This is a genomic window from Streptomyces subrutilus (assembly GCF_001746425.1).
Classification (GTDB): Bacteria; Actinomycetota; Actinomycetes; order Streptomycetales; family Streptomycetaceae; genus Streptomyces; species Streptomyces subrutilus_A.
Map to the genome: position 1 here is coordinate 421,065 of NZ_MEHK01000001.1, position 25,752 is coordinate 446,816.

Sequence of the window (25,752 nt, forward strand, 5' to 3'; positions counted from 1 at the left end):
GGGACTCGCGATGGCCGGTCTGAGGCTGGGACCGCTCCTGCGACACGTGGACTGGGAGTCGGGCACGAGCGCGACGGTGTGGGTGGAGACGGACCGGGCGTGCACGGCGGAGGTCCGGTGCCCGGGCGGCGCCGGGGGTTCGGCCGCGACCTTCCGCGTCGCCGGCCACCACTACGCACTGGTGGTCGTGACCGGACTCGCCCCCGGGTCCGCCACGACGTACGAGGTACTGCTCGACGGCGAGCGGGTGTGGCCCCTCGCGGACTCGCCCCTGCCGCCCAGCACCATCCACACGCCGCCGGTCCCGGCGACGGGCGCGGTGGTCGCCTTCGGCTCGTGCCGGTGGGCGGCGCCTGCCGTGGGCGAGTCCGATCCGGTGGGTCCCGACGTCCTCGACACCCTCTCCGCCCGGCTCGCCGCCGACCCGGAGGCCGAGCGTCCGGACGTTCTCCTCCTCCTCGGCGACCAGGTGTACGCGGACGAGACGTCCGCCGACACCCGCGCCTGGATCGCCCGGCACCGGCGGGCCGCCGGCACCGGCTCCGCCGCCCCGCCGGACCAGGTCGCCGACTACGAGGAGTACACCCACCTCTACGACGAGTCCTGGGGCGACCCCGAACTGCGCTGGCTGCTCTCGACCGTGCCCAGCTGCATGATCTTCGACGACCACGACGTCATCGACGACTGGAACACCAGCGCCGCCTGGGTAGCCGACATGCGGGCGACGCCCTGGTGGCACGAGCGCATCACCGGCGGCCTGATGTCGTACTGGGTCTACCAGCACCTGGGGAACCTCTCCCCCGCCGAGCTCGCCGAGGACAAGCTGTACGCGGCGGTACGGGCGGCCGACGACGGCACGGAGGTGCTGCGCGCGTTCGCCGAACGCGCCGACGCCGACCCGGCGAGCGTGCGCTGGAGCTACCGCAGGGACTTCGGTCGCACCCGGCTGCTGATGGTCGACACGCGGGCCGCCCGGGTGCTGGAGGAGCAGCACCGGGCGATGCTGGACCCCGACGAGGCCGCCTGGCTGAGGACCCAGGCCTTCGACGACCCCGGCGGCGTCGACCACCTGCTGGTCGGGACCTCGCTCCCGTGGCTGCTGCCCCCGATGGTCCACTTCGCGGAGAGCTGGCACGCGGCGCTCTGCCGGGGCGAACGCGGGCCGCGCTGGGCGCGCTTCGGCGAGCGGCTGCGCCGGCGGGCGGACCTGGAGCACTGGGCGGCGTTCACCGCGTCGTTCGGGAAGCTCACGGACACGGTCGCCGAGGTGGGAAGGGGCGACGCCGCACCGGCGACGGTGTGCGTGCTCTCCGGGGACGTGCACCACGCGTACGTGGCGGAACCCGTCTGGACCACCGGGCAGCAGCCGCGCTCCCGCGTCTTCCAGTTCACCTGCTCACCGCTGCACAACTCGGTGCCCGCGGCCATGCGGGCCGGATTCCGTTTCGGCTGGAGCCGGATCGGCAACGCGATCGGGCATCTCCTCGCCCGCCACGGACGGGTCGCGCGACCGGCGGTCCGGTGGGAGCGCACCGGCGGACCGTGGTTCGGCAACCAGTTGATGACGCTGACACTGCGCGGACGTACGGCGCGGCTGCGGCTGGAGACGGCTTCGGCGGGGGCGAAGCGGGGGCGCAGCGGGACCGACCGCTCGGGGGCGCAGCTCATCGGCGTCCTCGACCGGAGCCTGACGGACGGGAGTTGACGCTCCGCCGGACGGTGCGCACCCGGCCCCCGCCATCCACGCCCCCGCCACGCAGGTCCGAACCCTGATGATCCTCGCCCGTCACCGGCAGGCCCCCGGGGGTGATGTCCCGGGGCCCTGTGGCCCTCGGCCCGCCGCCACGCACCACCGGGTGCGCGGGGGCGGGCCCGAGGTCCCTCAGATGGAGGGTGCCGGTATCGCCTTCACGAGCTCGGCCGCCATGGCCCGCGGGCTCTCGATGGGAGCCGCGTGGGTACCCGGGATGGTCCGGTGGACGATGCGCCCCCGGGTCCGGTCGTGCCAGTCGTGCAGCGTCCCCGCGGGCAGGACGGGGTCGTCGGCGGCTGCGACCGTAGTGATGGGGATGTCGAGCGGCTCGCGGTGGACGGCCGCCAGGAGTGCGCGGTGGTCCTTCGCGAGTTCGACGTCGGCCCAGAGGTTGCCGAGGTACGACCTCAGGAGTTCCTCGTCGGCCAGCAGCGCATCGGGGAGCAGTCCGCGAAGGGCTTCCGCCGCGTGCCCGATGCCGCCCGTCCGCAGGGTCTCCCCGACCCGCTGGAAGTCCTCCAGTTCCGGCGGGAGCTCGCTGTAGGGAGCGGGCGCACAGGCGGGGACGAGGGTGACGGGAGTGTCCTCCCGGACGGGCCCGAGCCGGTGGGCGACCTCCCATGCCAGGAGGGCGCCTTGGCTGTGTCCGTAGAGAACCGTCGGTAGCGCCGGCAGCGCGGTGAGCGCCCCCACGATCGCGTCGGCGACGGCGCCGACATCGGACAGGGGCGGCTCCGCGACCCGTTCCTCCCGTCCGGGCATCTGGATCGCCACGAGTGCGATGTCGTCCGGCAGGTGGCGGATCAGCGGGACGTGGGAGTCGGTGGTTCCGCCCATGCCGGCGAACGCGACGATCCGGGCGCGAGGGGACACGCCGGGCTTGAGCACCCGCAGCCAGGGCGATTCCCGGCCGTCGGCGGGTGCGGGTTCGTGCCCGGCCGCCGACTCCGCACCCGCTCCGGTCGTCTCCCGTAGGAGGGCGTCGACCACGCCGAGGAGGCCCCGCTTGCCGAGGATGACGTGCGGGGCGATCTGCACGCCCGTACGTCGTTCGAGGTTCGCCCGCATGCGCACGGCCGCCAGTGAGTCCATGCCGAGCTGCTGCAGCGGTTGGCCGGCGGGGATGTCGGTGGGGCTGTCTCCCAGCACCGCGGCCGCTTCGGTGCGCACGAGGTCCAGGAGGATCTCCCGACTGTCGTCCGGTCCCGCGTCGGCCAGGGCACGGACCAGCTCCGCGGCGCCGTCGTGTGCTTCCCCGGCCGGCGGTTCGTCCCGGTCCGCGATCCCGGGCCGAGATCCCCCGGTGCCGGGCCGGATCGCCGCGAGCGCGGGGAGCAGTTCGGCCAGAGCGTCGAGCGCGGTCGCGGAGACGGCGGTGCCCAGCGCGTCGGCCACTTGCTGCGCCTGGCCGCTGTGGACGGCGTCCCAGAAGGCCGCCTCGGGTGTCGAAGCGGGCTCCGGTCGCGCGGTCGGCGCCTCCAGCCAGTGGCGCTTGCGCTGGAAGGGGTACGTGGGGAGGTCCGCGACGCGGGCGGGCGCCTGGCCGAGGGCCTTCGACCAGTCGACCTCGCATCCGTGGACGTGCAGTTCGGCAAGGCTCCGCAGCAGTCGGGCGCGGTCGCCGTCCCCGCGCTGGAGGGTGGCGACGACCACCGCCGACCCGCTGCCCTCGGTCAGCGGCATGCCGAGGACGGGATGCGGACCGATCTCGACGAACACGTCGTGCCCGTTCGCCAGGAGCCTTTCCTGTGCGAGGTCGAGCCGGACGGGTTCACGCAGGTTGCGGCACCAGTACTCGGCGTCGAGGGCCCGGCCGTCGAGCAGGTCGCCGGTCACGGTGGAGTAGAACGGGATCGACGCGGGGCCGGGTCGCAGCCCCGAGAGTCCGGCCCGTAGCGCCGGCAGCAGCGGGTCCATGAAGCGGCTGTGGGAGGCGACGGGGGCATCGAGCAGGCCGCAGGCGATGTCCGTGTCGTCGAGCGCGCACAGGAGTTCCGTCATGGCGGACGCGGCGCCCGACACCACCGTTGATCCGGGCGTGTTCACCGCGGCCACCGAGATCTCCGTGCCGAAGGGGGCGATCCACTTGCGTACCTCGTCGAGGGAAAGCTCGACGACGGCCATCGTGCCTTCGCCGGCCACCTGCCGCAGGGCGCGGCTGCGCAGGCAGACGACGCGTGCGCCGTCCTCCAGGGAGAGCGCTCCGGCGACGACGGCCGCGGCTATCTCGCCCTGGCTGTGGCCCGCCACCGCCGACGGCCGGATGCCCAGTTCCTCCCAGGCGGCCGCCAGGGACACGTACATCGTGAACAGCACGGGCTGCAGGATGTCCAGCCGGTCCGCGGAACACTCTTCTCCTCCGCGACCACGCAGGACGTCGAGGACCGACCATCCGGTCAGTGGCCGCAGCGCCTCGTCGCAGCGGCGCGCCGAGTCGGCGAACGCCGGGGACTGCTCGAGCAGCTCGCGGCCCATGCCGTCCCAGTCGGCGCCCTGGCCGGGGAAGACGAACACCGTCCGGCCTCGCGGCGCCGCCGTGCCGCGCAGCACCCGCTCGTGGGAGCGGTCCTCGGCGAGGGCCGTCAGTCCTTCGACGAGCTCGGTGATGTTCCCGGCCGTCACGTTCGCCCGCTCGGCGAAGTGGGTCCGGCGCTCGGCAGCCGTCCACGCCACGTCCCGTATCCGCTGGTCGGGATGCTCGCGCAGCCAGGCCGCCCAGCGTCCTGCCTGCTCGGCGAGCGCCGCCCGGTCACGACCCGAGACGACGACCGGGTACGTCTCCGTCTCCGCGCGGGAGGGAGGGACGGTCTCGGACCACTCGGTCCGCTCGGGTGCTTCTTCGAGGACGAGGTGGGCGTTGGTGCCGCCGATGCCGAAGGAGGAGACGCCGGCCCGGCGCGGGCCGGCACTCTCCCACGCGGTGAGTTCGGTGTTGACGTGGAAGAGCCGGGGATCGAGTCCCATCTCGGGGTTCGGGCGGGTGTAGTTGAGCGTCGGCACGAAGGTCCGGTGGTGCAGGCACAGGGCCGCCTTGATCAGGCCCGCGATCCCGGCGGTGGTGTCGGTGTGCCCGATGTTCGACTTCACCGACCCGACCACGCACGGCTCCTGGCGTGTGGTGCTCGCGAAGACCTCCTGGAGGGCCCGGATCTCCATCGGATCACCGATCGCGGTCGCGGTCCCGTGCGCCTCGACCAGCCCGATCGTGTCCGCAACCGTGCCGGCGGCGGCGTGCGCGGCGGCGATCACCCGCGCCTGACCGGTGATGCTCGGGGCCATGAACGCGACCTTGTCGGAACCGTCGTTGTTGATCGCGCTGCCCCGGATGACCGCGTAGACCGTGTCACCGGCGGCCAGCGCGTCGGAGAGACGACGCAGGACGATCACGCCGACGCCGTCGCTGCCGACCGTGCCGTCGCCTTCCGCGTCGAAGGCCCGGCAGTGGCCGTCACCGGAGACCACGAGCCCCTGCTGGTACAGGTACCCCTGCTCCAGGGGGAAGGTGAGGGAGGACGCGCCGATCAGCGCGATGTCGGACTCGCCGCGCAGCAGGCTCTCACGGGCCAGATGGGCGGTCACCAAGCCCGTTGAACACGCCGTCTGCACCGTCATCGCCGGACCGGTCAGGTCCAGCTTGTGAGCCACGCGCGTGGCGAGGAAGTCGTTCCGACCGCCGATCATGGACCGGTAGAACGACGCGAGGTCGGTCACCTCACCGCTGTGGTAGCCGCCGTTTCCGGTTCCGCCGAAGACGGCGATGTCGCCGTCGAAGGCGGCGGGAACGATCCCGGCGTGCTCCAGCCCCTGCCACGCGCACTCCAGGAACAGCCGGTGCTGTGGATCGATCGTGGCCGCCTCCGCCGGGGAATAGCCGAAGAACGACGCGTCGAACAGGTCAGCGCCCTCCACCCAGCCCTTCGCGGGCACGTAGGCCGGATCGTCCAGCAGCTCGCGCGGAACTCCTGCTTGCCGCAGTTCCTCGGCGGAGAAACGGCGGATCGACTCCACCCCGCCCCGCAGGTTGTCCCAGAAGGCACCCACATCCGCCGCCCCCGGCAGACGACAGGCCATGCCGATGATCGCGATCGGCTCATCCTCGACCGGCCGCGACACCGCGCGAACCGGGACGACACCCACGGCCGCGGTGCCGTGCGAGCGTCGTTCGAAGAAGGCGGCGAGCTTGTTGACCGTGGGATGACGGAAGATCTCCGCGAGCGGGAACTCCACCCCCAACTCCGCACAGATCAACTGATGAGCCCGCGTCGCCGTCATCGACGTCGCACCCAGCTCGAAGAAGCCCCGATCCGGATCCAGATCCGCACCGCCCAGCAAACCGGCCCACACCCGCATCAGGACCTGTCGGACACCCGCATCGCCCCCACCCGCCGACGCGGCAGGAGCGGAGGCAGCATCCGTGGCGACCAGTCGGGTCAGCGCCAGGCGGTCGACCTTCTCGTTCGGCGTGTGCGGCAGCGCCGGCAACTCCGTGACGCGGCCCGGCCACATCACCGCCGGCAAAAACTGCTCCAGACGCTCGCGAACCGTGCCGCCCGTGTCCCCGGCCGTCGTGGACGGCACGTAGTAGAGGTGGACGTACGGGTCCCCCGGCACGTCCTCACGCACCACCGCCGCGCATTCCAGCACCGCCGGGTGCCCCGCCGCCACCGCCTCGATCTCACCGAGCTCGATCCGATGCCCGCGAATCTTCACCTGGTGATCGGTCCGACCGCAGTACTGCAGACTCCCGTCCGCCCGATACCGCACCAGATCACCCGTCCGGTACATACGGCCACCCGACTCCACCGCCCACGGATCGGCGACGAACCGCTCCCCCGTCAGCTCCGCACGACCCAGGTACCCACGAGCAACACCCCGGCCACCGATCCACAACTCCCCCCGCACACCCCGCGGCACCGGCCGCCCCGCACCGTCCAGGACGTACAGGTAGGCGTGGGGGACGGCGTCGCCCAGGGAGACCTCCCCTGGTTGGACGTCACAGGTGGTCGACCACACGGTGGTCTCGGTGGGGCCGTAGATGTTGGTGACCCGGCCGCAGTGGTCGAGGAGTCGCTGTGCGAGGGCGCGGTCGAGGGCCTCACCGCCGACGATCATGTGGTCCAGGCCGGAGAGCAGAGCCCGGCCGTCACTGTCGGCCAGGAGCATCCGGCCAGTGACGGGGTGCACTGCAAGTGGGTCGGCGCGTACTTCCGGTTGTCGGCCCAGTCGGCGACCGAGCCGTCGGCGATGACCACCCGGTAACCGCGGGTCAGCGTCCACAGCAGTTCGACCGTCGAGATGTCGAAGGACGGGCTGGTGACGGCGAGCCAAGTGTCCCCCGTGCCACCTCCGACCCGTGCGTCGACCGCGTCGCAGAAGTTGGCGAACTGGGCGTGCTCGATCATCACGCCCTTCGGCTTGCCGGTCGAGCCCGAGGTGTAGATGACGAAGGCGAGATCGGCCGGTGCGGGGCGCCGGGACGGGTCGCCGGCCGGTGTGTCCTCGCTCGTGCGGAGAGCCGCCGTCTCGGCGAGGTTGTCGACGGGGATGACGTCCACGGTGGTGGTGTCGAGGGTGCCGGTCGTGTCGGGGCGGGTGATGACGGTCCGCAGACCGCTGTCGTCCAGGACGTGCTGGAGACGGGCCGCCGGATACGCCGGGTCGAGAGGTACGTACGCACCACCGGCCTGCCACACCGCCAGCATCGCCACCACCGTCTCCGCCGACCGCGGCAGGTGAACACCGACCAGCACATCGCGGCCCACTCCCCCGGCCCGCAACCTCCCGCCAGCGAAGCAACCGCCTCCCACAGCTGTCGGTACGTCAGATCACGCCCCCGGTCGGTCAGCGCGACCGCATCGGGAGTCCGGTCCGCCTGGGCCCGTATCCGGTCCAGGGTCGTACCCTCCTCCGGTGCGGCAGGCGGAAGAACCCGCCCCCCGCGCGCGTCCAGCCATTCCCTTTCCTCGGCTCCCAGGAGGTCGAGGTCGCTCACGGCACGGTCGGGATGCGCGACCGCCGCTGCCAGCAGCGTGCGGAAGTTCTCCGCCAGACGCTCGGCCGCGCCGCGGTCCAGCAGAGGCGACTGGAACTCCAGCTCACCCAGCAGCCCCCCGCCCTCACCGTCCACGACCAGCGTCATGCCCAGCTCGAACTTGGCGACGCCCCGCACATTGCCGGTGACGTTGTCCATGTGGCTGCCGGTCATGGGCCGCATCCAGGTGCGTGCTTGGCGCTCGCCGCCGTCGTTCGCGCCGGTCGTGGCGTTCGGGTCGTCGGCGAAGCCGGCGCCGAGGTAGTTGAAGGCGGCGCGGAAGAGGGGGTTCTCGTCGGCCGTGCGGTCCAGGGCTGCTGTTCGGACGATTTCGGTCAGGGGCACGGCCTGGTGTTCGAGCGTGGCGCTGATCCGGGGCTGCATGCTGGTGAGGAGGTCCTGGAACGCGGGTTGCCCCGTCAGGTCGCACCGCAGCGGAAGCGTGTTCGCCAGGAAGCCGACCACATCGGCCGTCTCACCCCGCCGGTTCGCCCACACCGTGCCCACAGCGAAGTCCCACTGACCGCTGTACCGCGCCAACACCACCGCATACGCACTCAACAACACCGTGTACGGCGTCACCGACATTCGCGCGGCCAGCTCCTCCACACCCCGCCGCAACGACTCCGAAAGCGCGAACCCGACCGTGCCGTCACCCTCCCCATCCGAGCCCTCGGCCCCCAACTCCGGGAACTCCAGACGCGGCACCCCCGCCAACTCACCCGCCACATACGCCACACCCTCGGCGAACCCGCCGCCCGCCAGGCACTCCCGCTCCCACCGCGCATAGTCACCCAACTGCACACCGGCCACACCCGCCACCGGCTCCCGCCCCTGCGCGAACGCCTCACACGCCACGAAGAGATCACGGAAGAACACACCCGCCGACCAGCCATCGGTCACCGCATGGTGCATCACCACGGACAGGATCTGTTCGTCGCCGGGCGTTTCCACCAGCTGGCAGCGCAGCAGCGGGCCGCCCGTCAGCTCGAACGGCGTGAGCTCGTCCTGTCGCAGGTGGGCGGTGACGTCCTCCGCTCCCGCGCGGGAGAGGTCGACGTGGAGGAACGGAAGGTCCGGGGTCTCGTCGACGAGCTGGACCAGTTCGCCGTCGCGCAGGTCGAGCCGCGTGCGCAGGGCCTCGTGCCGGCCCGCCACCCAAACCAGGGCGCGAGCGAGGACCTCGGGGTCGAGATGGCGGAGCAGGCGCATCCGGTGCACCGCGTTGTACTGGGGTGTTCCGGGGTGCAGTTGCTCGAGGAACCACAGGCGCCGCTGGCCCTCGGTGGCCGGATGGACTGCGCGTTCCGCCGATCGCTTCACGGCCGGCAGTGCCGGGGCCGGGGCGGCCTGGAACAGTACGTCGACCAGGTGCTCCGCCACCGCCCTCGGCGTCGGGTGCTCGAAGGCCAGGGCGGACGAGAGCGAGCAGTCCGCGACCCGCTCCAGCCGCTTGCTCAGCTCCAGTGACATCAGTGAGTCGACGCCGAGGTCGCGGAACGTCCGGTCCGTGTCGACCGTCTCGTCGAGACCCATGCCGAGGATGACGGACACCTCGTGGCGTACGAGTTCGTCGAGGACCCGGACGCGCTGCTCGTCGCGCATGCCGAGGAGTCGGGTGGCCAGCGGCGAGGAGCCGGGGGTCGTCTCCGGGCCGTCCGTGCGCCCGCCCGGCCGGGGGCCCACGAGCGTCCTGAGGACGGGGGGCAGTTCGGAACCGCCGTCGACCGCGTGTCGCATCGTCGCCACGTCGAGTTCGATGGGGACGAGGTGGGGTTCGGGCCGGGTCAGGGCGAGGTCGAGGAGGCGGAATCCCTCCTCCTGGGTGAGGGCCCCGATGCCCTGGCGGCTCATCCGGGCGAAGTCGGCCCGGCCGAGTCCGGCGGTGAGTCCGCCGCCGGCCGGCTCCCACAGCCCCCATGCCAGGCTCGTCGCCGGCAGCCCTTCGGCGCGGCGGAGCGCGGCCAGTGCGTCGAGGAAGGTGTTGGCTCCCGCGTAGGTGCTCTGGCCCGCGCTGCCCAGCACGCCCGCGGCCGACGAGAACAGGACGAACGCGGACAGTTCCGCGCCCGTTTCCTTCGTCAGCTCGTGCAGGTGCAGGGCGCCGGCGGCCTTGGGCGCGAGGACGCGGTGCAGTCGCTGTTCGTCCTGCGTCGCCAGGAGGCCGTCGTCGATGACGGCCGCCAGGTGGAACACGGCCGTCCAGGGATGTGCGTCGTGGGCGGCCGCGAGGACCTCGGCCACGTCTTCGCGTCGGCCGGTGTCGCAGGCCAGTACGCGTACATCGGCGGCGCCCGCTTCGGTGAGTTCGGCCACGAGGCCGGCGGCGCCGGGTGCGTCCGGGCCCCGCCGGGACGTCAGGACGAGGTGCCGGGCACCGTGGACGGTCACGAGGTGCCGGGCCAGGGCTCGGCCCAGTTCGCCCAGTCCTCCGGTGATCAGTACGGTTCCGTGCGGGTCCAGTGCGACGGGCCCGGGTCCGGGTCCGGGTCCGGTGCCGTCGGCGTCGCGCGTCGGGCGGGTGAGCCGGGCGACTCTCGGTTCTCCGTTCCGCATCGCTATCTCGGGTTCGCCGACGATGTCCAGGGCGCGTCCCAGGGCGGCGGTGTCTTCGAGGCCGCCGTCCAGGTCGAGCAGTCGGATCACCCGGTCGGGGTGCTCGTTGCGCGCGGAGCGGACCAGGCCCCACAGGGGGGCGTGCGCCAGGTCGAGGATGCCGTCGCCCGCGTCCACCGCCCGCCGCGTCGCCCAGACCAGTTCGGTGTCGCTCAGCATGGGCTCCGCGATCAGGCGCCGCAGGGTGCGCAGTCCGTGCTCGGTTGCCGTCCAGGGGTCGGGCGACGGGGTGGTGGCGTCGATCACGAGCTGGTCAGGGGCTTCGGTGCCCTGTACGAGCCGGTCGAGGAGGGTGTCGACGTCGGGGAGGTCCGTACCGCCGAGGATGGCGACCGTACGGCCCCGCCGGGTGTCCGCGTCGCGCAGCGGCGGGAACTCCAGCCGGTACAGGGGGGTGGGGGCCAGTGCGGCTCGCAGCTGGGCGGGGGTGACCTCACGCAGGCGCAGTCGGGCGGAGGCGACGGGATTGCCCTCCGGGTCCGTGAGCCATACCCGGGCGGTGGCGGTGGCGGCGTCCCATCGGACGCGGACCCGCACGCGTGTCGCCTGGGTCGCGTGCAGCCGCACGTCGTGCCAGGCGAAGGGGACGCGCACCGGGGCCTGCGGGTCCTCGGCGCCGGTGAGCGGCGCGGCGGCGTGCAGGGCCGCGTCCAGCAGGGCGGGGTGCAGGACGTGGCCCCGGGGCGAGAGCCCTTCGGGGAGTTCGACGAGGCCGTACGCTTCGTCGTCGTGCCGTCGCAGTTCCGTCAGGCCCTGGAAGGCGGGTCCGTAGAGCACCCCGCCGGCGCGGAACCGCTCGTACAGGACGTCCGTCGCGAAGCGTTCCCCGCCAGCCCGTTCCCCGGTGTCGTTGAACCAGTGGTCCGCGGTGCCGGCTCCGGCGGGTTCCGTGTCGGTGTCGTCGTCGCCCGTCTCCAGCCGGCCCTCCGCGTGCAGGCGCCAGGCCGCCGGCTCGGACGTCTCGGGGCGGCTGTGCAGGGTGAGGTGCCGGCGGCCGTCGGTCGCCGGGCCGATCTTGATCTGGAGGCGGACGGTCTCGGTCAGCACCAGCGGTTCGGTGAGCGTGAGTTCGGCGATGCGCGCTCCGCCGGTGCCGACGGGGGCCGCGACGGCGTCGGCCGCGGCGGCGACGACGTCCAGGAGGGCTGCTCCGGGAACGACGACGGTTCCGAACAGCTCGTGGTCGGCGAGCCAGGGGGCCCGCTGGGGGTCGATCCGGCCGGTGAGGAGGTGCCCCTCGTCGGACGCGAGCGCGAGGCGTGCGCCGAGCCAGGGGTGTGCCGGTGCGCCGTCGAGCCCTGCGGTGCGGACGTCACCGGGGGCCGCCGGGGCGGTCAGCCAGTAGGGGCGGCGCTGGAAGGCGTACGGGGGCAGCGGGACGAGCCGGCCGTGCGAGAGGCCGGGCAGCCGGTCGCGGTCGATCGGCTGGCCGGTGACCTCAAGGTGGGCGAGGGCGGTGAGGAGCGTGTGGACCTCGCCCGTGGTCTCGCCGCGTCGCATGCTGGGCACGAAGCGCGCGTCCTCGAGCGTCTCGGCTCCCGTCGCGGTCAGGACGGCCTCGGGTCCGCATTCGAGGAAGCGGGCGATGCCGTGCCCGTGCAGGGTGCGCAGGGCGTCGCCGAACCGTACGGCTTCACGTGCCTGGCGTACCCAGTGGTCCGCGGAGCGGATGCCGGTGCCGGGCGGGGTGTCGGTGCCCGACCAGGTTCCCGTCAGGGCGTCCACCAGGGGGATGCGCGGTGCGTGGAACGCGCAGGTGGCCGCCACCGCGGCGAACTCCCCGAGCACCGGGTCCAGGTGGGCGCTGTGGAAGGCGTGCGAGACCTGGAGCCGGCGGGTGCGGCGGCCCTGTCGGGCGAAGTGCCGGGCGAGGGCGAGGACGGGGTCCCCGTCGCCGCTGAGCACGGTCTGTGACGGGGAGTTGAGGGCGGCGACGCAGACGCCGTCGAACCGGTCCAGTACCTCCAGGACCTCGTGCTCCGAGGCTTCGACGGAGACCATGGCGCCGTCGGTGCGGCAGGACTGCATCAGGCGGCCGCGAGCGACGACGAGGCGCGCCGCGTCCTCGAGTCCGAGCACGCCGGAGACGTGCGCGGCGGCGAGTTCTCCGACGGAGTGTCCGGCGACCGCGTTCGCGGTGACGCCCCAGGTCTCCCACAGGCGGTAGAGGGCCACTTCGAGGGCGAAGAGAGCGGGTTGCGCGAACTCCGTCTCGTCCAGCCGTTCCGCGTCGGCGCCGAGCACCATCGCGGCGAGGGAGCCGTTCAGGTGCTCGTCGACCGCCGCGCAGGCGGCGTCGAAGGCGGTGCGGTACGCCTCGAAGTGTGCGTACAGGCCGCGTCCCATCGCGGCGCGCTGGCTGCCCTGTCCGGTGAAGAGGACGCCGAGACCGCCCTTGACCGCCCGGTCCCGCAGGACGGCCGGATGGGAGGTGCCGAGGGCGAGGGCGCGCAGGGCTTCGGCGGTCTCGTGGATGTCGGGGGCGAGGACGGCGGCGCGGACGTCGAACCGGGTGCGCCGGGCGGCGGTCGCCGCGATGTCGGCGAGCGGTGTCGCCGGATGCTCGTCCAGCCAGGCGGCCCAGCGCTCCGCCTGTGCGCGGAGCGCGCCCTCGTCCTGTGCGCTGAGCAGTACGGGGACGGGGGCGGGGTTGCCGTGCTGCGCCGGGCCGGGTTCGGGCCAACCGGCGGGCACGTCGCAAGACGGCGGCTCGGGGGACGGCTCGGTCGGCGATGCGGTGGGCGGTGCTTCTTCCAGTACGACGTGGGCGTTGGTGCCGCCGATGCCGAAGGAGGAGATACCCGCCCGGCGCGGCCGGGCGATGTCCCGGGTCCAGGGCTGCGCCTCGGTCAGCAACTCCAGACCACTGCCCTCCCACGCGACGTGGGGACTGGGAACCCCGGCGTGCAAAGTCTTCGGCAGCATCTCGTTCTGCAACGCCAGCACCATCTTGATCACACCGGCCATACCCGCGGCCGCCTGCGTATGACCGATGTTCGACTTCACCGACCCCAACCACACCGGACGACCAGACGCCCGCCCCGGCCCGAACACCTCGGCCAACGCACCCGCCTCGATCGGATCACCCAAAGACGTACCCGTCCCGTGCGCCTCCACCGCGTCCACATCCGCCGGCACCAAACCCGCCGACGCCAACGCCTGCCGCACCACACGCTGCTGAGCCGGACCGTTCGGCGCCGTCAGACCATTGCTCGCACCGTCCTGGTTCACCGCCGAACCCCGCACCAACGCCACCACCGCACGCCCACCACGACGCGCGTCGGAAAGCCGCTCCAACACCAGAACACCCACGCCTTCGGAGAACGCGGTGCCATCGGCACCCGCACCGAACGCCTTGCAGCGCGCATCCGGGGCAAGCCCCCCATGCACACTGAACTCCTCGAACAGACCCGGCGTCGCCATCACCGACACACCCGCGACGATCGCCCGCTCCACCTCACCCGAACGAAGCGCCTGCACCGCCTGGTGCAAAGCCACCAACGACGAGGAACACGCCGTGTCCACCGTCACCGCCGGACCCTGCAAACCCAACGTGTACGACACCCGCCCCGACAGCACACTGGGCGAGATACCCGTCATGAGGTAGCCCTCGACGCCTTCGGTGCCGCTCTGCATCCCGTAGCCCGTGGGCATCGCTCCGACGTAGACGCCGGTGTCGGTGCCGCGCAGGGTGTGGGCGTCGATGCCCGCACGCTCGACGGCCTCCCAGACCGCCTCCAACAGCAACCGCTGCTGCGGATCCATCGCCAAGGCCTCACGCGGACTGATCCCGAAGAACGCGGCATCGAACCCACCCGCACCCTCCACGAACCCACCGGCCCGCGCATAATCACCGCCGCCGTCCACCACCTCCCAGCCACGGCCCCCCGGGAACCCCGAGATCGCGTCACCACCATCGGCCAGCAGACGCCAGAACCCCTCAGGACCCTCACCGGCCCCCGGGAAACGACAACTCATCCCCACGATCGCCAGCGGTTGCCGTCGGTCGTCGGCGCCTGTCTCCGTCGTGGGTGCGGCGGTGTCCGGGGCGTCGGTGGCGTCGGGCAGCGGGCATTCCTGCCGCATGCGTCGTGCCACGGCCCGGGGGGTCGGGTGGTCGAAGACCAGCGTCGAGGGCAGGCGCAGTCCGGTCGCCGTGTTGAGCCGGTTGCGCAGCTCCACGGAGAGCAGGGAGTCGAAGCCGAGGGACTTGAACGCCGCGTCGGGGGTGACCTCGTCCGGGCTCGGGTGTCCGAGCACGGCGGCGGCGTGCGCGCGGACCAGCCGCAGGGCGACCTCGTCCCGTTCCTCTTCGGGCGCTGCGGCCAGGAGTGCGGCGAGGGAGGGGGTGGCGTCGGCCGCCGGGGCGGCTCCGGTCGGCGCGGGGCGTCGAGGGTGGAGCGCTCCGGCGAGGCCGCGGAGGGCCGGGGGTATCGCTCCGACCGCGCTGCGCAGGGCGGTCGTGTCGAAGCGGGCGGGCACGGCCACGGCGTCGGGGAAGTCCCAGGCGGCGTCGAGGAGTGCGAGGGCCCGGTCGGTGTCGATCGGGAGGACGCCCGAGCGGGTGAACCGTGCGTGGTCCGTGTCGGTGAGTCCGCTGGTCAGGCCGCTCTCCTGCGCCCACAGACTCCACGCCAGCGACTGACCCGGCAACCCCATCGCACGACGACGCTGCGCCAAACCATCCAAGAACACGTTCGCCGCCGCATAGTTCGCCTGCCCCGCAGCCCCCAGCACACCCGACATCGACGAGAACAACACGAACGCGGAAAGATCCATCCCCCGCGTCAACTCATGCAGATGCCACGCCCCGTCCACCTTCGGACGCAACACCGCATCCAACCCCTCCACCGACAACGACTCCACCAAACCGTCATCCAGAACACCCGCCGCATGCACCACCGCACCCAACGGACGATCCACCACAACCGAAGCCAACAACCCCCTCACCGCACCACGATCGGCCACATCACACGCCACCACCCGAACCGACTCCGCACCCGCCGCCTCAAGCCCCGCCACCAAACCCGAAACCCCGCCAACCCCACCCCCACCACGCGACACCAACACCACATGACGCACCCCATGACGCACCACCAGATGACGCGCCACCAACCCACCCAACATCCCCGTACCACCCGTCACCAGAACGGCCTCCCGGGGGTCGAGGGCGGGTCCGGGCGTCGTCACGGCCGGCTCGGCAGCGACCAGGCGCGGGGCCAGGACGAGTCCGCCGCGTACGACGAGTTGCGGTTCGTCGGCGTAGGGGAGCGATGCGAGCGCGGGCCCGGCGGTGCCGGTGTCGTCGAGGTCGACCAGGGCGAAGCGTCCGGGGTGCTCGGTCTGCGCCGAGCGGAGGAGTCCCCAGACGGCCGCTCCCGGCAGGTCGTCGACGTCCGCTCCGGGTACGTCGGCGACGGCACCGCGGGTGAGGACCACGAGCCGGGAGGCGCCGAGGCGCGGGTCGGCGAGCCAGGATTGCAGCAGGCCGAGGGCCTGCCGGGTGCGCTGCCGCACCGCTTCGGGGACGGTGGTGGGATCCTCGTGGGCCGGGCGGTCGTACCGTACGAACACCAGGTCAGGTGCCTCGCCGCGGGCCGCGATGTGCTGCGCCAGGGCCGTCGGATCGGCGTACTGTTCGTAGCGTTCCAGCTGTGCGTGCAGGGCGTCGGGGCCGGATTCCGGCGTGTCCGCGGCCGTGTCGGGGGTGGGGCCGGTGAGGACCGCGCACCGGGCGGCGGGGGTGCCGGCGGTCGGCGTCGGGTTCCAGACGAGGTGGTGCAGACGTTCCACGCCGTCCTGCGGGGCGGTCGCCGCTCCGGCCGGTACCGGGCGCAGCACCAGGCGGCCGACCGATGCCACGGGCCGGCCGTGTCCGTCGGCCGCCTCGAGGGAGAAGTCTCCGTCGGGCAGTCGCGTGACGCGTACGCGCAGTGTCGTCGCGCCGGTCGAGTGGGCCGCGACCCGCTGCCACAGGAACGGCAGTCGGACGGCGTCCCCGCCGTCGCCGCCGAGCAGTCCCGCTGCCTGAAGTGCCGCGTCCATCAGGGCGGGGTGGAGACCAAACCCGGCGTCGCGGCTTCGGTCCGTCGCGGAGGTGTCGAGGTGTACCTCGGCGAAGACCTCGTCGTCCAGGCGCCAGGCCGCGCGGAGGCCCTGGAACGCCGGGCCGTAGCCGTAGCCGAGCCCGGCGGCTCGGGCGTAGTGGTCGTCGATGTCGAGGGGCTCGGCGCCTTCGGGCGGCCACACGGCCGTGGGGGCGGGGGGTGCGGGGACGCCGGTGGTCACGACGCCCGAGGCGTGGCGCGTCCATTGCGCGTCCTGCTTCCGGGAGAACACCTCGATGGTGCGGCCTTCCGAGCCGGTGGGCGCCCCGACACAGACCTGCAGGCTGGTCGGGGTGTCGTCGAGGGGCAGCGGTGTGTGCAGCGCCAACTCCTCGAGGACGTCGTTCCCGGTGCGTCCGGCGGCGTGCAGGACGAGTTCGAGGAAGCCGGTGCCGGGCAGCAGGACCGTGCCCGAGGCCCGGTGGTCGGCGAGCCAGGGGTGGCTGCGCAGGGACACCTCGCCGGTGAGGACGGTCTCGCCGGTGCCGGAGGACGTCACGGCCGCGGTGAGGAAGGGGTGTCCGAGGGTGTCCTGCCCCGTCGGGCGGGGGCCGGCGGCGGGGCGGGGCGGCAGCCAGTAGTTCTGGTGCCGGAAGGCGTAGGTGGGCAGCGGGACGGTCTTCGCCCCGTCGAACAGGGCCTGCCAGTCGATGGCGGCACCGTGGGCGTACGCCTCGGCGAGAGCCCGTACGAACTCTTCCGGGCCGCCCTGGTCGCGCCGCAGGGTGCGGACGGCCGCCGCCTGGGCGCCGGTGTCCTCCAGGGTCTCCAGGATCCCGACTGACAGGACGGGAAGCGGGGAGACTTCCAGGAAGCAGGTGTGGCCGTCGTCGAGGAGGGCGCGGGTGGCGTGGTGGAACCGAACGGTCTCGCGCAGGTTGCGGCTCCAATAGGCGGCGTCGAGTTCCTGTCCGTCGAGGCGGGTGCCGGTGACGGTCGAGTAGAACGGGATGTCGCCGCTCCGGGGCCGCAGGCCGTGGAGGGCCTCGGTGAGACGGGGCAGGAAGCGGTCCATGTGGGGGCTGTGCGAGGCGCAGCCGGCGGCCAGCTTGCCGCAGGGCACGTCCTCGTCGTCCAGGACCGTCAGCAGGTCCTCGACCGCGTCCGTGTCGCCGGCGATTACCACGGAGCGGGGCGAGTTCACGACGGCCACGGAGACGGCCAGGCCGAGTTCGGCGATCCGTTCCCGTACGGCGTCCTCGGGCAGGTCGACGAAGGCCATCTCGCCGCCGCCCGCCTCCTGGTGGAGGACCCGGCTGCGCAGGGCCACGATGCGGGTGCCCTCGGGGAGGGTGAGGATGCCGGCGACCACGGCGGCGGCCACTTCGCCCTGGCTGTGTCCGACGACGGCGTCCGGCCGCACGCCGAGCGAACGCCAAACGGCGGCGAGTGCGACGTACATGGTGAACAGGGCGGGCTGGGCCACGTCCATGCGGTCCAGCGGGTGCGTGTCCTGGGGCAGGTCTCCGCGCAGCAGCGCCTCCACCGACCATCCGGTCAGCGGTTCCAGGGCCGCGTCGCAGGCGCGCACCGTGTCCGCGAACACGGGTGAGCATGCGAGCAGGGTGGTGCCCATGCCGGTCCATTGGCTGCCCTGTCCGGGAAACACGAACACGGTGGCGCCGGTCTCGGGGGCGGTGCCGGTCACCGCGCGGGGGGCGGGTTCGTTCCGCGCCAGGGCGGTGAGAGCGGCGTGGAGCTCTTCGCGGTCCGACCCGAAGACCGCTCCTCGGTGCGTCAGGGCGGCGCGGGTGGTCGCCAGGGACAGGCCGAGGTCCGCCGGGTCGAGGTCCGGGTGGGTCCGCAGGTGGTCGGCGAGCTTCCGCGCCTGGGCGCGCATCGCGTCCTCGGTGTGTCCGGAGACGACCCAGGGGACTGCCGTGGTGTCGAGGGGGCGCGCGGGGCGGGCCTTCTCGGGGTCGGCGGGTTCGGGGTGGGGGGCTTCCTCGATGACGGCGTGGGCGTTGGTGCCGCCGATACCGAAGGAGGAGATACCCGCCCGGCGCGGCCGGGCGATGTCCCGGGTCCAGGGCTGCGCCTCGCTCAGCAACTCCAGACCACTGCCCTCCCACGCGACGTGGGGACTGGGAACCCCGGCGTGCAAAGTCTTCGGCAGCATCTCGTTCTGCAACGCCAGCACCATCTTGATCACACCGGCCATACCCGCGGCCGCCTGCGTATGACCGATGTTCGACTTCACCGACCCCAACCACACCGGACGACCAGACGCCCGCCCCGGCCCGAACACCTCGGCCAACGCACCCGCCTCGATCGGATCACCCAAAGACGTACCCGTCCCGTGCGCCTCCACCGCGTCCACATCCGCCGGCACCAAACCCGCCGACGCCAACGCCTGCCGCACCACACGCTGCTGAGCCGGACCGTTCGGCGCCGTCAGACCATTGCTCGCACCGTCCTGGTTCACCGCCGAACCCCGCACCAACGCCACCACCGCACGCCCACCACGACGCGCGTCGGAGAGCCGCTCCAACACCAGAACACCCACGCCCTCGGAGAACGCGGTGCCATCGGCACCCGCACCGAACGCCTTGCAGCGCGCATCCGGGGCAAGCCCCCCATGCACACTGAACTCCTCGAACAGACCCGGCGTCGCCATCACCGACACACCCGCGACGATCGCCCGCTCCACCTCACCCGAACGAAGCGCCTGCACCGCCTGGTGCAAAGCCACCAACGACGAGGAACACGCCGTGTCCACCGTCACCGCCGGACCCTGCAAACCCAACGTGTACGACACCCGCCCCGACAGCACACTGGGCGAGATACCCGTCATCACATGGCCTTCGACACCCGCGCCGGACGCGTCGGTGTCGGTGCCGTAACCGGACGGCGAGGCGCCGATGTAGACGCCGGTGTCGGTGCCGCGCAGGGTGTGGGCGTCGATGCCCGCACGCTCGACGGCCTCCCAGACCGCCTCCAACAGCAGCCGCTGCTGCGGATCCATCGCCAGCGCCTCACGCGGACTGATCCCGAAGAACGCGGCATCGAACCCACCCGCACCCTCCACGAACCCACCGGCCCGCGCATAATCACCGCCGCCGTCCACCACCTCCCAGCCACGGCCCCCCGGGAACCCCGAGATCGCGTCACCACCATCGGCCAGCAGACGCCAGAACCCCTCAGGACCCTCACCGGCCCCCGGGAAACGACAACTCATCCCCACGATCGCCAGCGGCTCGCGTGCCGCGTCCGACACCTCGTCCAGGCGCCTGCGGGTGTCGCGGAGTTCCATGGTGACGCGCTTGAGGTAGTCGAGCAGCCTGGCCTGTTCGGCCGCGGACGGCGCAGGGGTGGACGGCGCAGGGGTGGACTGCGCCGTCGGCCCGTCGGTCGACTGCGTGCTCGGCGTTGCCGGGACATTGACGCCGGTCATCGGCCCATCCTCAAGTCGTTGTCGATGTAGTCGAAGAGCTCGTCGGCCGTGACGGCCTCGAGTCCGAGGTCCCGCTCCTCGGGAGCGCCGCTCGCGGCGGGCCCGCCGGGCGTCCCTTCCTGCCACGCTTCCAGCAGGGCGGTGAGCTGTCGGGTGACCTCCGTGCGCTCCGCGGGGTCGGGCACGGCCGCTGCCGGGTCGCCGACGGTCATCTCGGCGAGCAGCTCGTCCAGGCGGGCGCGGAACGAGGGGCCGGGCTCCTCGGGTGGCTGCGCCCGCGACGTCAGTAGCCCGCGGATGTGGCGGGCGGCGTCCTGGGGGGGCGGGTGGTCGAAGACCAGCGTGGCCGAGAGGCGCAGTCCGGTCGCCGTGTTGAGTCTGTTGCGCAGCTCGACCGCGATCAGTGAGTCGAAGCCGAGGGCCTTGAAGGCCGCCGTCGCCCGGATCTGGGCGGACTCGGCGGGCGAGAGGCCGAGTACGGCCCTGGCCTGGGACAGCACCACGTCGAGGACCATCTTGTCGCGCTCGGTGTCGGTGGCGGCCTGCGCGAGTCGGCGGGCCAGGTCCGGTTTGCCTCGGGTCGCCGACGACGGCGCCGAGGCCCGTGCGGCGGCTGCCCTGCGCAGGGGGACCGTCTCGGTCACGCCGCGCAGGACGGCGGGCAGCAGGCCGGCGTTGCGGCTTAGCAGGCGCAGGTCCCAGCGGGCCGGCAGGAGTACCGCCTCGGGTGACCGCATCGCGGCGTCCAGCAGGTCGAGTCCGTCTTCGGTGCGCAGGGGCGTGAGCCCCGCCGAGGTCATGCGGACCCGTTCCGTGTCGGTGAGTCCGCTGGTCAGGCCGCTCTCCTGCGCCCACAGACTCCACGCCAGCGACTGACCCGGCAACCCCATCGCACGACGACGCTGCGCCAAACCATCCAAGAACACGTTCGCCGCCGCATAGTTCGCCTGCCCCGCAGCCCCCAGCACACCCGACATCGACGAGAACAACACGAACGCGGAAAGATCCATCCCCGCGTCAACTCATGCAGATGCCACGCCCCGTCCACCTTCGGACGCAACACCGCATCCAACCCCTCCACCGACAACGACTCCACCAAACCGTCATCCAGAACACCCGCCGCATGCACCACCGCACCCAACGGACGATCCACCACAACCGAAGCCAACAACCCCCTCACCGCACCACGATCGGCCACATCACACGCCACCACCCGAACCGACTCCGCACCCGCCGCCTCAAGCCCCGCCACCAAACCCGAAACCCCGCCAACCCCACCCCCACCACGCGACACCAACACCACATGACGCACCCCATGACGCACCACCAGATGACGCGCCACCAACCCACCCAACATCCCCGTACCACCCGTCACCAGAACGGCCTCCCGGGGGTCGAGCGGTCGTGGGAGGGTGAGGACCACCTTGCCGATGTGTTTGGCCTGGCTCATGAAGCGGAAGGCGTCGGCCGCGCGGCGGATGTCCCACACGGTCAGGGGGTGGGGCCTCAGCACGCCGCTTTCGAACAGTTCGACGATGTCGGTGAGCATCTCCCGCATGCGGTCGGGTCCCGCCTCGGGCATGTCGAAGGCCCGGTAGGAGACTCCCGGGTGGCGCGCGGTCACCTCGTCGGCATCGCGGATGTCGGTCTTGCCCATCTCCAGGAAGCGGCCGCCGTCGGCCAGGAGCCGCAGGGACGTGTCGACGTACGGGCCCGTCAGGGAGTTCAGGACCACGTCGATCCGGCGGCCCGCCGCGCGCGGGATCTCCTCCTCGAAGGCCAGTGTCCGGGAGGAGGCGAGCCGGGTGGCGTCGAGACCGAACGCGCGCAGTGCTTCCCACTTGCCGGGGCCGGCGGTGCCGTAGACCTCCGCTCCCAGATGGCGCCCCAGTTGTACGGCGGCCATGCCCACTCCGCCTGCGGCCGCGTGCACGAGGAGCGTCTCGCCGGGCCGGATCCGCGCGAGGTCCACCAGGGCGTAGTAGGCCGTGAGGTAGGCGATGGGGACCGTGGCGGCCTGTGCGAAGGTCCAGTCGTCGGGGAAGCGCACCACCATCCGGTGATCGGTGACGGCGACGGGGCCGAAGGAGCCCTTGAACACGCCCATCACCCGGTCGCCCGGTGCCAGTCCGGTGACGCCCGGTCCGACCTCCGTGACGACGCCCGCTCCTTCGCTGCCCATGACCTGCTGGTCGGGCACCATCCCGAGGGCGAGGAGCACGTCGCGGAAGTTCACTCCCGCCGCCCGCACGCGGACGCGTACTTGTCCGTCGCCGAGCGGGGCCCCGGCTTCCGGGCACGCCTGCGGGGCGAGGCCGTCGAGGGTGTGGCCGGCGGCTTCCAGGCGCCATGGGGAGCCGTCGGCGGGCAGTACCAGGTCGTCCGTGGGCGACGCCGTCTTCAGCGTCGGCACGTACGGCGTGCCGGCCCGCAGCGCGAGTTGTTCCTCGGTCCCGGCCCAGGAGGCGAGGGCGTCCGCCGACTGCGTGGTGTCGTCGAGGTCGGCGAGGCCGAAGCGGCCGGGGTGTTCCGTCTGCACCGAGCGGATCAGGCCCCACACCGCGGCCGCCGCCGGATCGACGACGGTGTCCACGGGGCCGGTCTGGACGGCGTCGCGGGTGAGTACGACCAGGCGGGAGCCCTCGCACCAGTCGGTGGCCAGCCATTCCTGCACGACGCCCAGGACGTGGCCGACGGTCACCCGCACGGCGTCGCCGTCACCGCCCGCCGGGGCGGGGCACGGGACGAGAACTGTCGCCGGGGCGGCCGCCCCGCCGCGGACGGCGGCCGTCAGCGTGCCCAGGTCCGGGTGGACGACGTCGTCGCGGCCCGGCACGTTCGGCCGGAGCGGACCGGGGCCGACGAAGACGGCTTCCGGCCGGGCCCCGGTGTGGTCCGGGGCGTCGCCCGCGGTCCTCGCCACCCACTGCGTCCGGTAGAGGCCTTCGCCGGCGGGCGGGACCGCGGTGCCCAGGCTGTCCTGGGGCAGTGGCCGGGAGACGAGGGCGCGTACGGTCGCGACGTCGAGGCCATGCGGGTCGGACAGTCGTATCGACACGCCCTCGCCCTCCGGGGCGGGGGTGACGTGCACCCTGAGGTCGGCGGCTCCCACCGCGTGCAGGGCGACGCCCCGCCACGCGAACGGCAGCCTGATCTCGCCGTCGTCCTCGCTCCGGACGCCCGTCTCCGCGGCGTGCAGGGCCGCGTCGAACAGCGCCGGATGCAGCCCGTACGCCCCGGCCGCCTCCCGCTCCGCCCCGTCGAGGGATATCTCGGCGAAGGTCTCGTCACTACGCTGCCAGAGCGCGCGCAGGCCCTGGAACGCCGGGCCGTAGTGGTAGCCGCTCTCGGCGACCCGCTCGTAGAAGCCCGCGAGGTCGACGGCCCGCGCGTCCCGTGGGGGCCACTCCTCCCGCTCGCGGTCCGCGGCGGCCGTGCCTGCAGAGAGGAGTCCGTACGCGTGACGGGTCCAGCCGTCCTCGGCGGACCGGGCCTCGGGCTGGGAGTAGACCGTCACCTCGCGCCCGCCGTGCTCGTCGGGACCGCCGACGACCACGTGGACCCGCACACCGCCGTGGGCGGGCAGCGCCAGGGGCGCGTGCAGTGTCAGTTCCTCCAGGGCCGGGCAACCGACCCGGAGGCCGGCCTGGACCGCGAGTTCGACGAAGGCCGTGCCGGGCAGCAGCGGGGTGCCCGCGACCGCGTGGTCGGCGAGCCACGGGTGGCTGTCCAGGGAGATCCGCCCCGTCAGCAGGTGCCCGCCGGAACCGGGCAGGTCCGTCGAGGCGCTCAGCAGCGGATGGTCCGCCGTCCGGAGCCCCGCGGCGGTCACGTCCGCCGTCCCGTGTGCGTCGTACGCCTCGTACGGGTAGCGCGTGCGCTGGAAGGCGTACGTCGGGAGGGGCACGCGGCGGGCACCGGCGGGGAAGAGGCCCGGCCAGGCCACGGTCGCGCCTGCGACGTGCGCCTGCGCCACCGAGGTGAGGAACCGGGCCCGGCCGCCGTCGCCACGGCGGAGCGTGCCGATGACCGAAGCGGGGTGGTCCAGCGATTCGAGCGTCTCCTGGGCACCGACGGCGAGGACCGGGTGCGCCGAGACCTCCACGAAAAGCCGTGCGCCGTGCGCCGCCGCCGAGCCCATGGCCTGCTCGAACAGGACGGTCCGGCGGAGGTTCGCGTACCAGTACGCGGCGTCCAGCGTCTCCGTGGGGATCGCCTCCCCGGTCACCGAGGAGTACATGGGGATCGGGGCCGGCCGGGGGGTGATGCCTTCGAGCACCCCGACGACCTCGTCCCGCAGCCGAGCCATCCCCGGGGAGTGGGAGGCGTAGTCGACCGCGATCCGGCGGGCGCGCACGCCGTCGGCCTCGCAGCGGGCCGTCAGGGCGTCGAGCGAAGTCGTCGCCCCCGAGACGACGGTGGAGAACGGGCCGTTGACGGCCGCCACGGAGAGGTCGTCGAACGTGGCGACGAGCTCGCGCGCCGCCGCCTCCGAAAGTGCCAGGGAGACCATTCCGCCTTCGCCGGCCACCTGCCGCAGGGCGCGGCTGCGCAGGCACACGACGCGCGCGCCGTCCTCCAAGGAGAGCGCTCCGGCGACGACGGCCGCGGCTATCTCGCCCTGGCTGTGGCCCACGACTGCCGACGGCCGGATGCCGTGGGCCTGCCACAGGGCGGCGAGCGACACCATCATCGCGAAGCAGGCGGGCTGTACCACGTCCACCCGCTCCCACAGCTCGCCGGCGTCGGATGAGCTGACGACGTCCCGCAACGACCAGTCGACGTACGGCGCGAAGGCCTTCTCGCACTCGTCCATGCGGGCGGCGAACGCCCGTGAGGTTTCCAGCAGTTCCCGGCCCATGCCCGGCCACTGCGAGCCCTGGCCGGGGAAGACGAACACCGGGTCCCCGGCGTCGTCCGCCACGCCGCTGACCACGCCGGCGTCGGGGGCGCCGGCCGCCAGGGCGTCGAGACCGGTGAGGAACTCCTCCCAGCCGCTGCCGACCAGCACGGCCCGGTGGTCGAACAGGGCCCGGCCCGTGGCCAGCGACAGGCCCACGTCGGCGGGGGCCAGCGCGGGGTTCGCCCGTACGTGGGCGGCGAGACGCTCCGCCTGGCCGCGGAGCGCCTGGGCGCTGCGCGCGGACAGCGGCAAGGCGACGGCCTGCTCCGCCACGGGGGCTACCGCCAGGCTCTCTTCGCTCTGTCCCGCGCGGGGCTCGTCGTCGTGTCCGGGTGCCGGGGGTGCTTCTTCGAGGACGAGGTGGGCGTTGGTGCCGCCGATCCCGAAGGAGGAGACGCCGGCCCGGCGCGGGCCGGCACTCTCCCACGCGGTGAGTTCGGTGTTGACGTGGAAGAGCCGGGGATCGAGTCCCATCTCGGGGTTCGGGCGGGTGTAGTTGAGCGTCGGCACGAAGGTCCGGTGGTGCAGGCACAGGGCCGCCTTGATCAGGCCCGCGATCCCGGCGGTGGTGTCGGTGTGCCCGATGTTCGACTTCACCGACCCGACCACGCACGGCTCCTGGCGTGTGGTGCTCGCGAAGACCTCCTGGAGGGCCCGGATCTCCATCGGATCACCGATCGCGGTCGCGGTCCCGTGCGCCTCGACCAGCCCGATCGTGTCCGCAACCGTGCCGGCGGCGGCGTGCGCGGCGGCGATCACCCGCGCCTGACCGGTGATGCTCGGGGCCATGAACGCGACCTTGTCGGAACCGTCGTTGTTGATCGCGCTGCCCCGGATGACCGCGTAGACCGTGTCACCGGCGGCCAGCGCGTCGGAGAGACGACGCAGGACGATCACGCCGACGCCGTTGGAGAACCGTGCCGTCGCCTTCGCGTCGAAGGCCCGGCA

Annotated in this window: 3 protein-coding genes and 5 pseudogenes; 1 reads left to right on the top strand and 7 read right to left on the bottom strand. The window is 72.8% G+C overall.

Annotated elements, in window-relative coordinates:
- The first annotated feature begins 10 nt into the window (after positions 1 to 10).
- Positions 11 to 1,705, top strand: coding sequence for an alkaline phosphatase D family protein (locus tag BGK67_RS02960; protein WP_069918414.1), 1,695 nt, complete (start codon positions 11 to 13; stop codon positions 1,703 to 1,705).
- A gap of 177 nt (positions 1,706 to 1,882) precedes the next feature.
- Here the strand turns inward: BGK67_RS02960 and BGK67_RS02965 are convergent, their stop codons facing one another.
- The 7 genes and pseudogenes from BGK67_RS02965 to BGK67_RS39825 all read right to left on the bottom strand — a co-directional run.
- Positions 1,883 to 6,538 (bottom strand): type I polyketide synthase, encoded by a 4,656-nt coding sequence (locus BGK67_RS02965; RefSeq protein ID WP_432215505.1) that lies wholly within the window; start codon positions 6,536 to 6,538, stop codon positions 1,883 to 1,885.
- A 126-nt stretch (positions 6,539 to 6,664) separates the two neighbouring features.
- Positions 6,665 to 7,560: pseudogene (locus BGK67_RS39820) on the bottom strand (AMP-binding protein); the annotation flags it as partial.
- A 158-nt stretch (positions 7,561 to 7,718) separates the two neighbouring features.
- Positions 7,719 to 12,746: pseudogene (locus BGK67_RS41150) on the bottom strand (SDR family NAD(P)-dependent oxidoreductase); the annotation flags it as partial.
- A gap of 147 nt (positions 12,747 to 12,893) precedes the next feature.
- Positions 12,894 to 19,787: pseudogene (locus BGK67_RS41155) on the bottom strand (type I polyketide synthase); the annotation flags it as partial.
- 110 nt (positions 19,788 to 19,897) lie between these two features.
- Positions 19,898 to 20,791, bottom strand: a complete 894-nt coding sequence (locus BGK67_RS02980; RefSeq protein ID WP_069918418.1) for a phosphopantetheine-binding protein — start codon at positions 20,789 to 20,791, stop codon at positions 19,898 to 19,900.
- Between the two features lie 18 nt (positions 20,792 to 20,809).
- Positions 20,810 to 20,911: pseudogene (locus BGK67_RS41160) on the bottom strand (KR domain-containing protein); the annotation flags it as partial.
- A 62-nt stretch (positions 20,912 to 20,973) separates the two neighbouring features.
- Positions 20,974 to 25,701: pseudogene (locus BGK67_RS39825) on the bottom strand (acyltransferase domain-containing protein); the annotation flags it as partial.
- Positions 25,702 to 25,752 lie beyond the last annotated feature (51 nt).

Bases quoted from the DNA above. Each gene is read 5' to 3' on its own strand.
- BGK67_RS02960 (WP_069918414.1), top strand. From the start codon at position 11: ATGGCCGGTCTGAGGCTGGGACCGCTCCTGCGACACGTGGACTGGGAG.
- BGK67_RS02965 (WP_432215505.1), bottom strand. From the start codon at position 6,538: ATGTACCGGACGGGTGATCTGGTGCGGTATCGGGCGGACGGGAGTCTG.
- BGK67_RS02980 (WP_069918418.1), bottom strand. From the start codon at position 20,791: ATGGGGTTGCCGGGTCAGTCGCTGGCGTGGAGTCTGTGGGCGCAGGAG.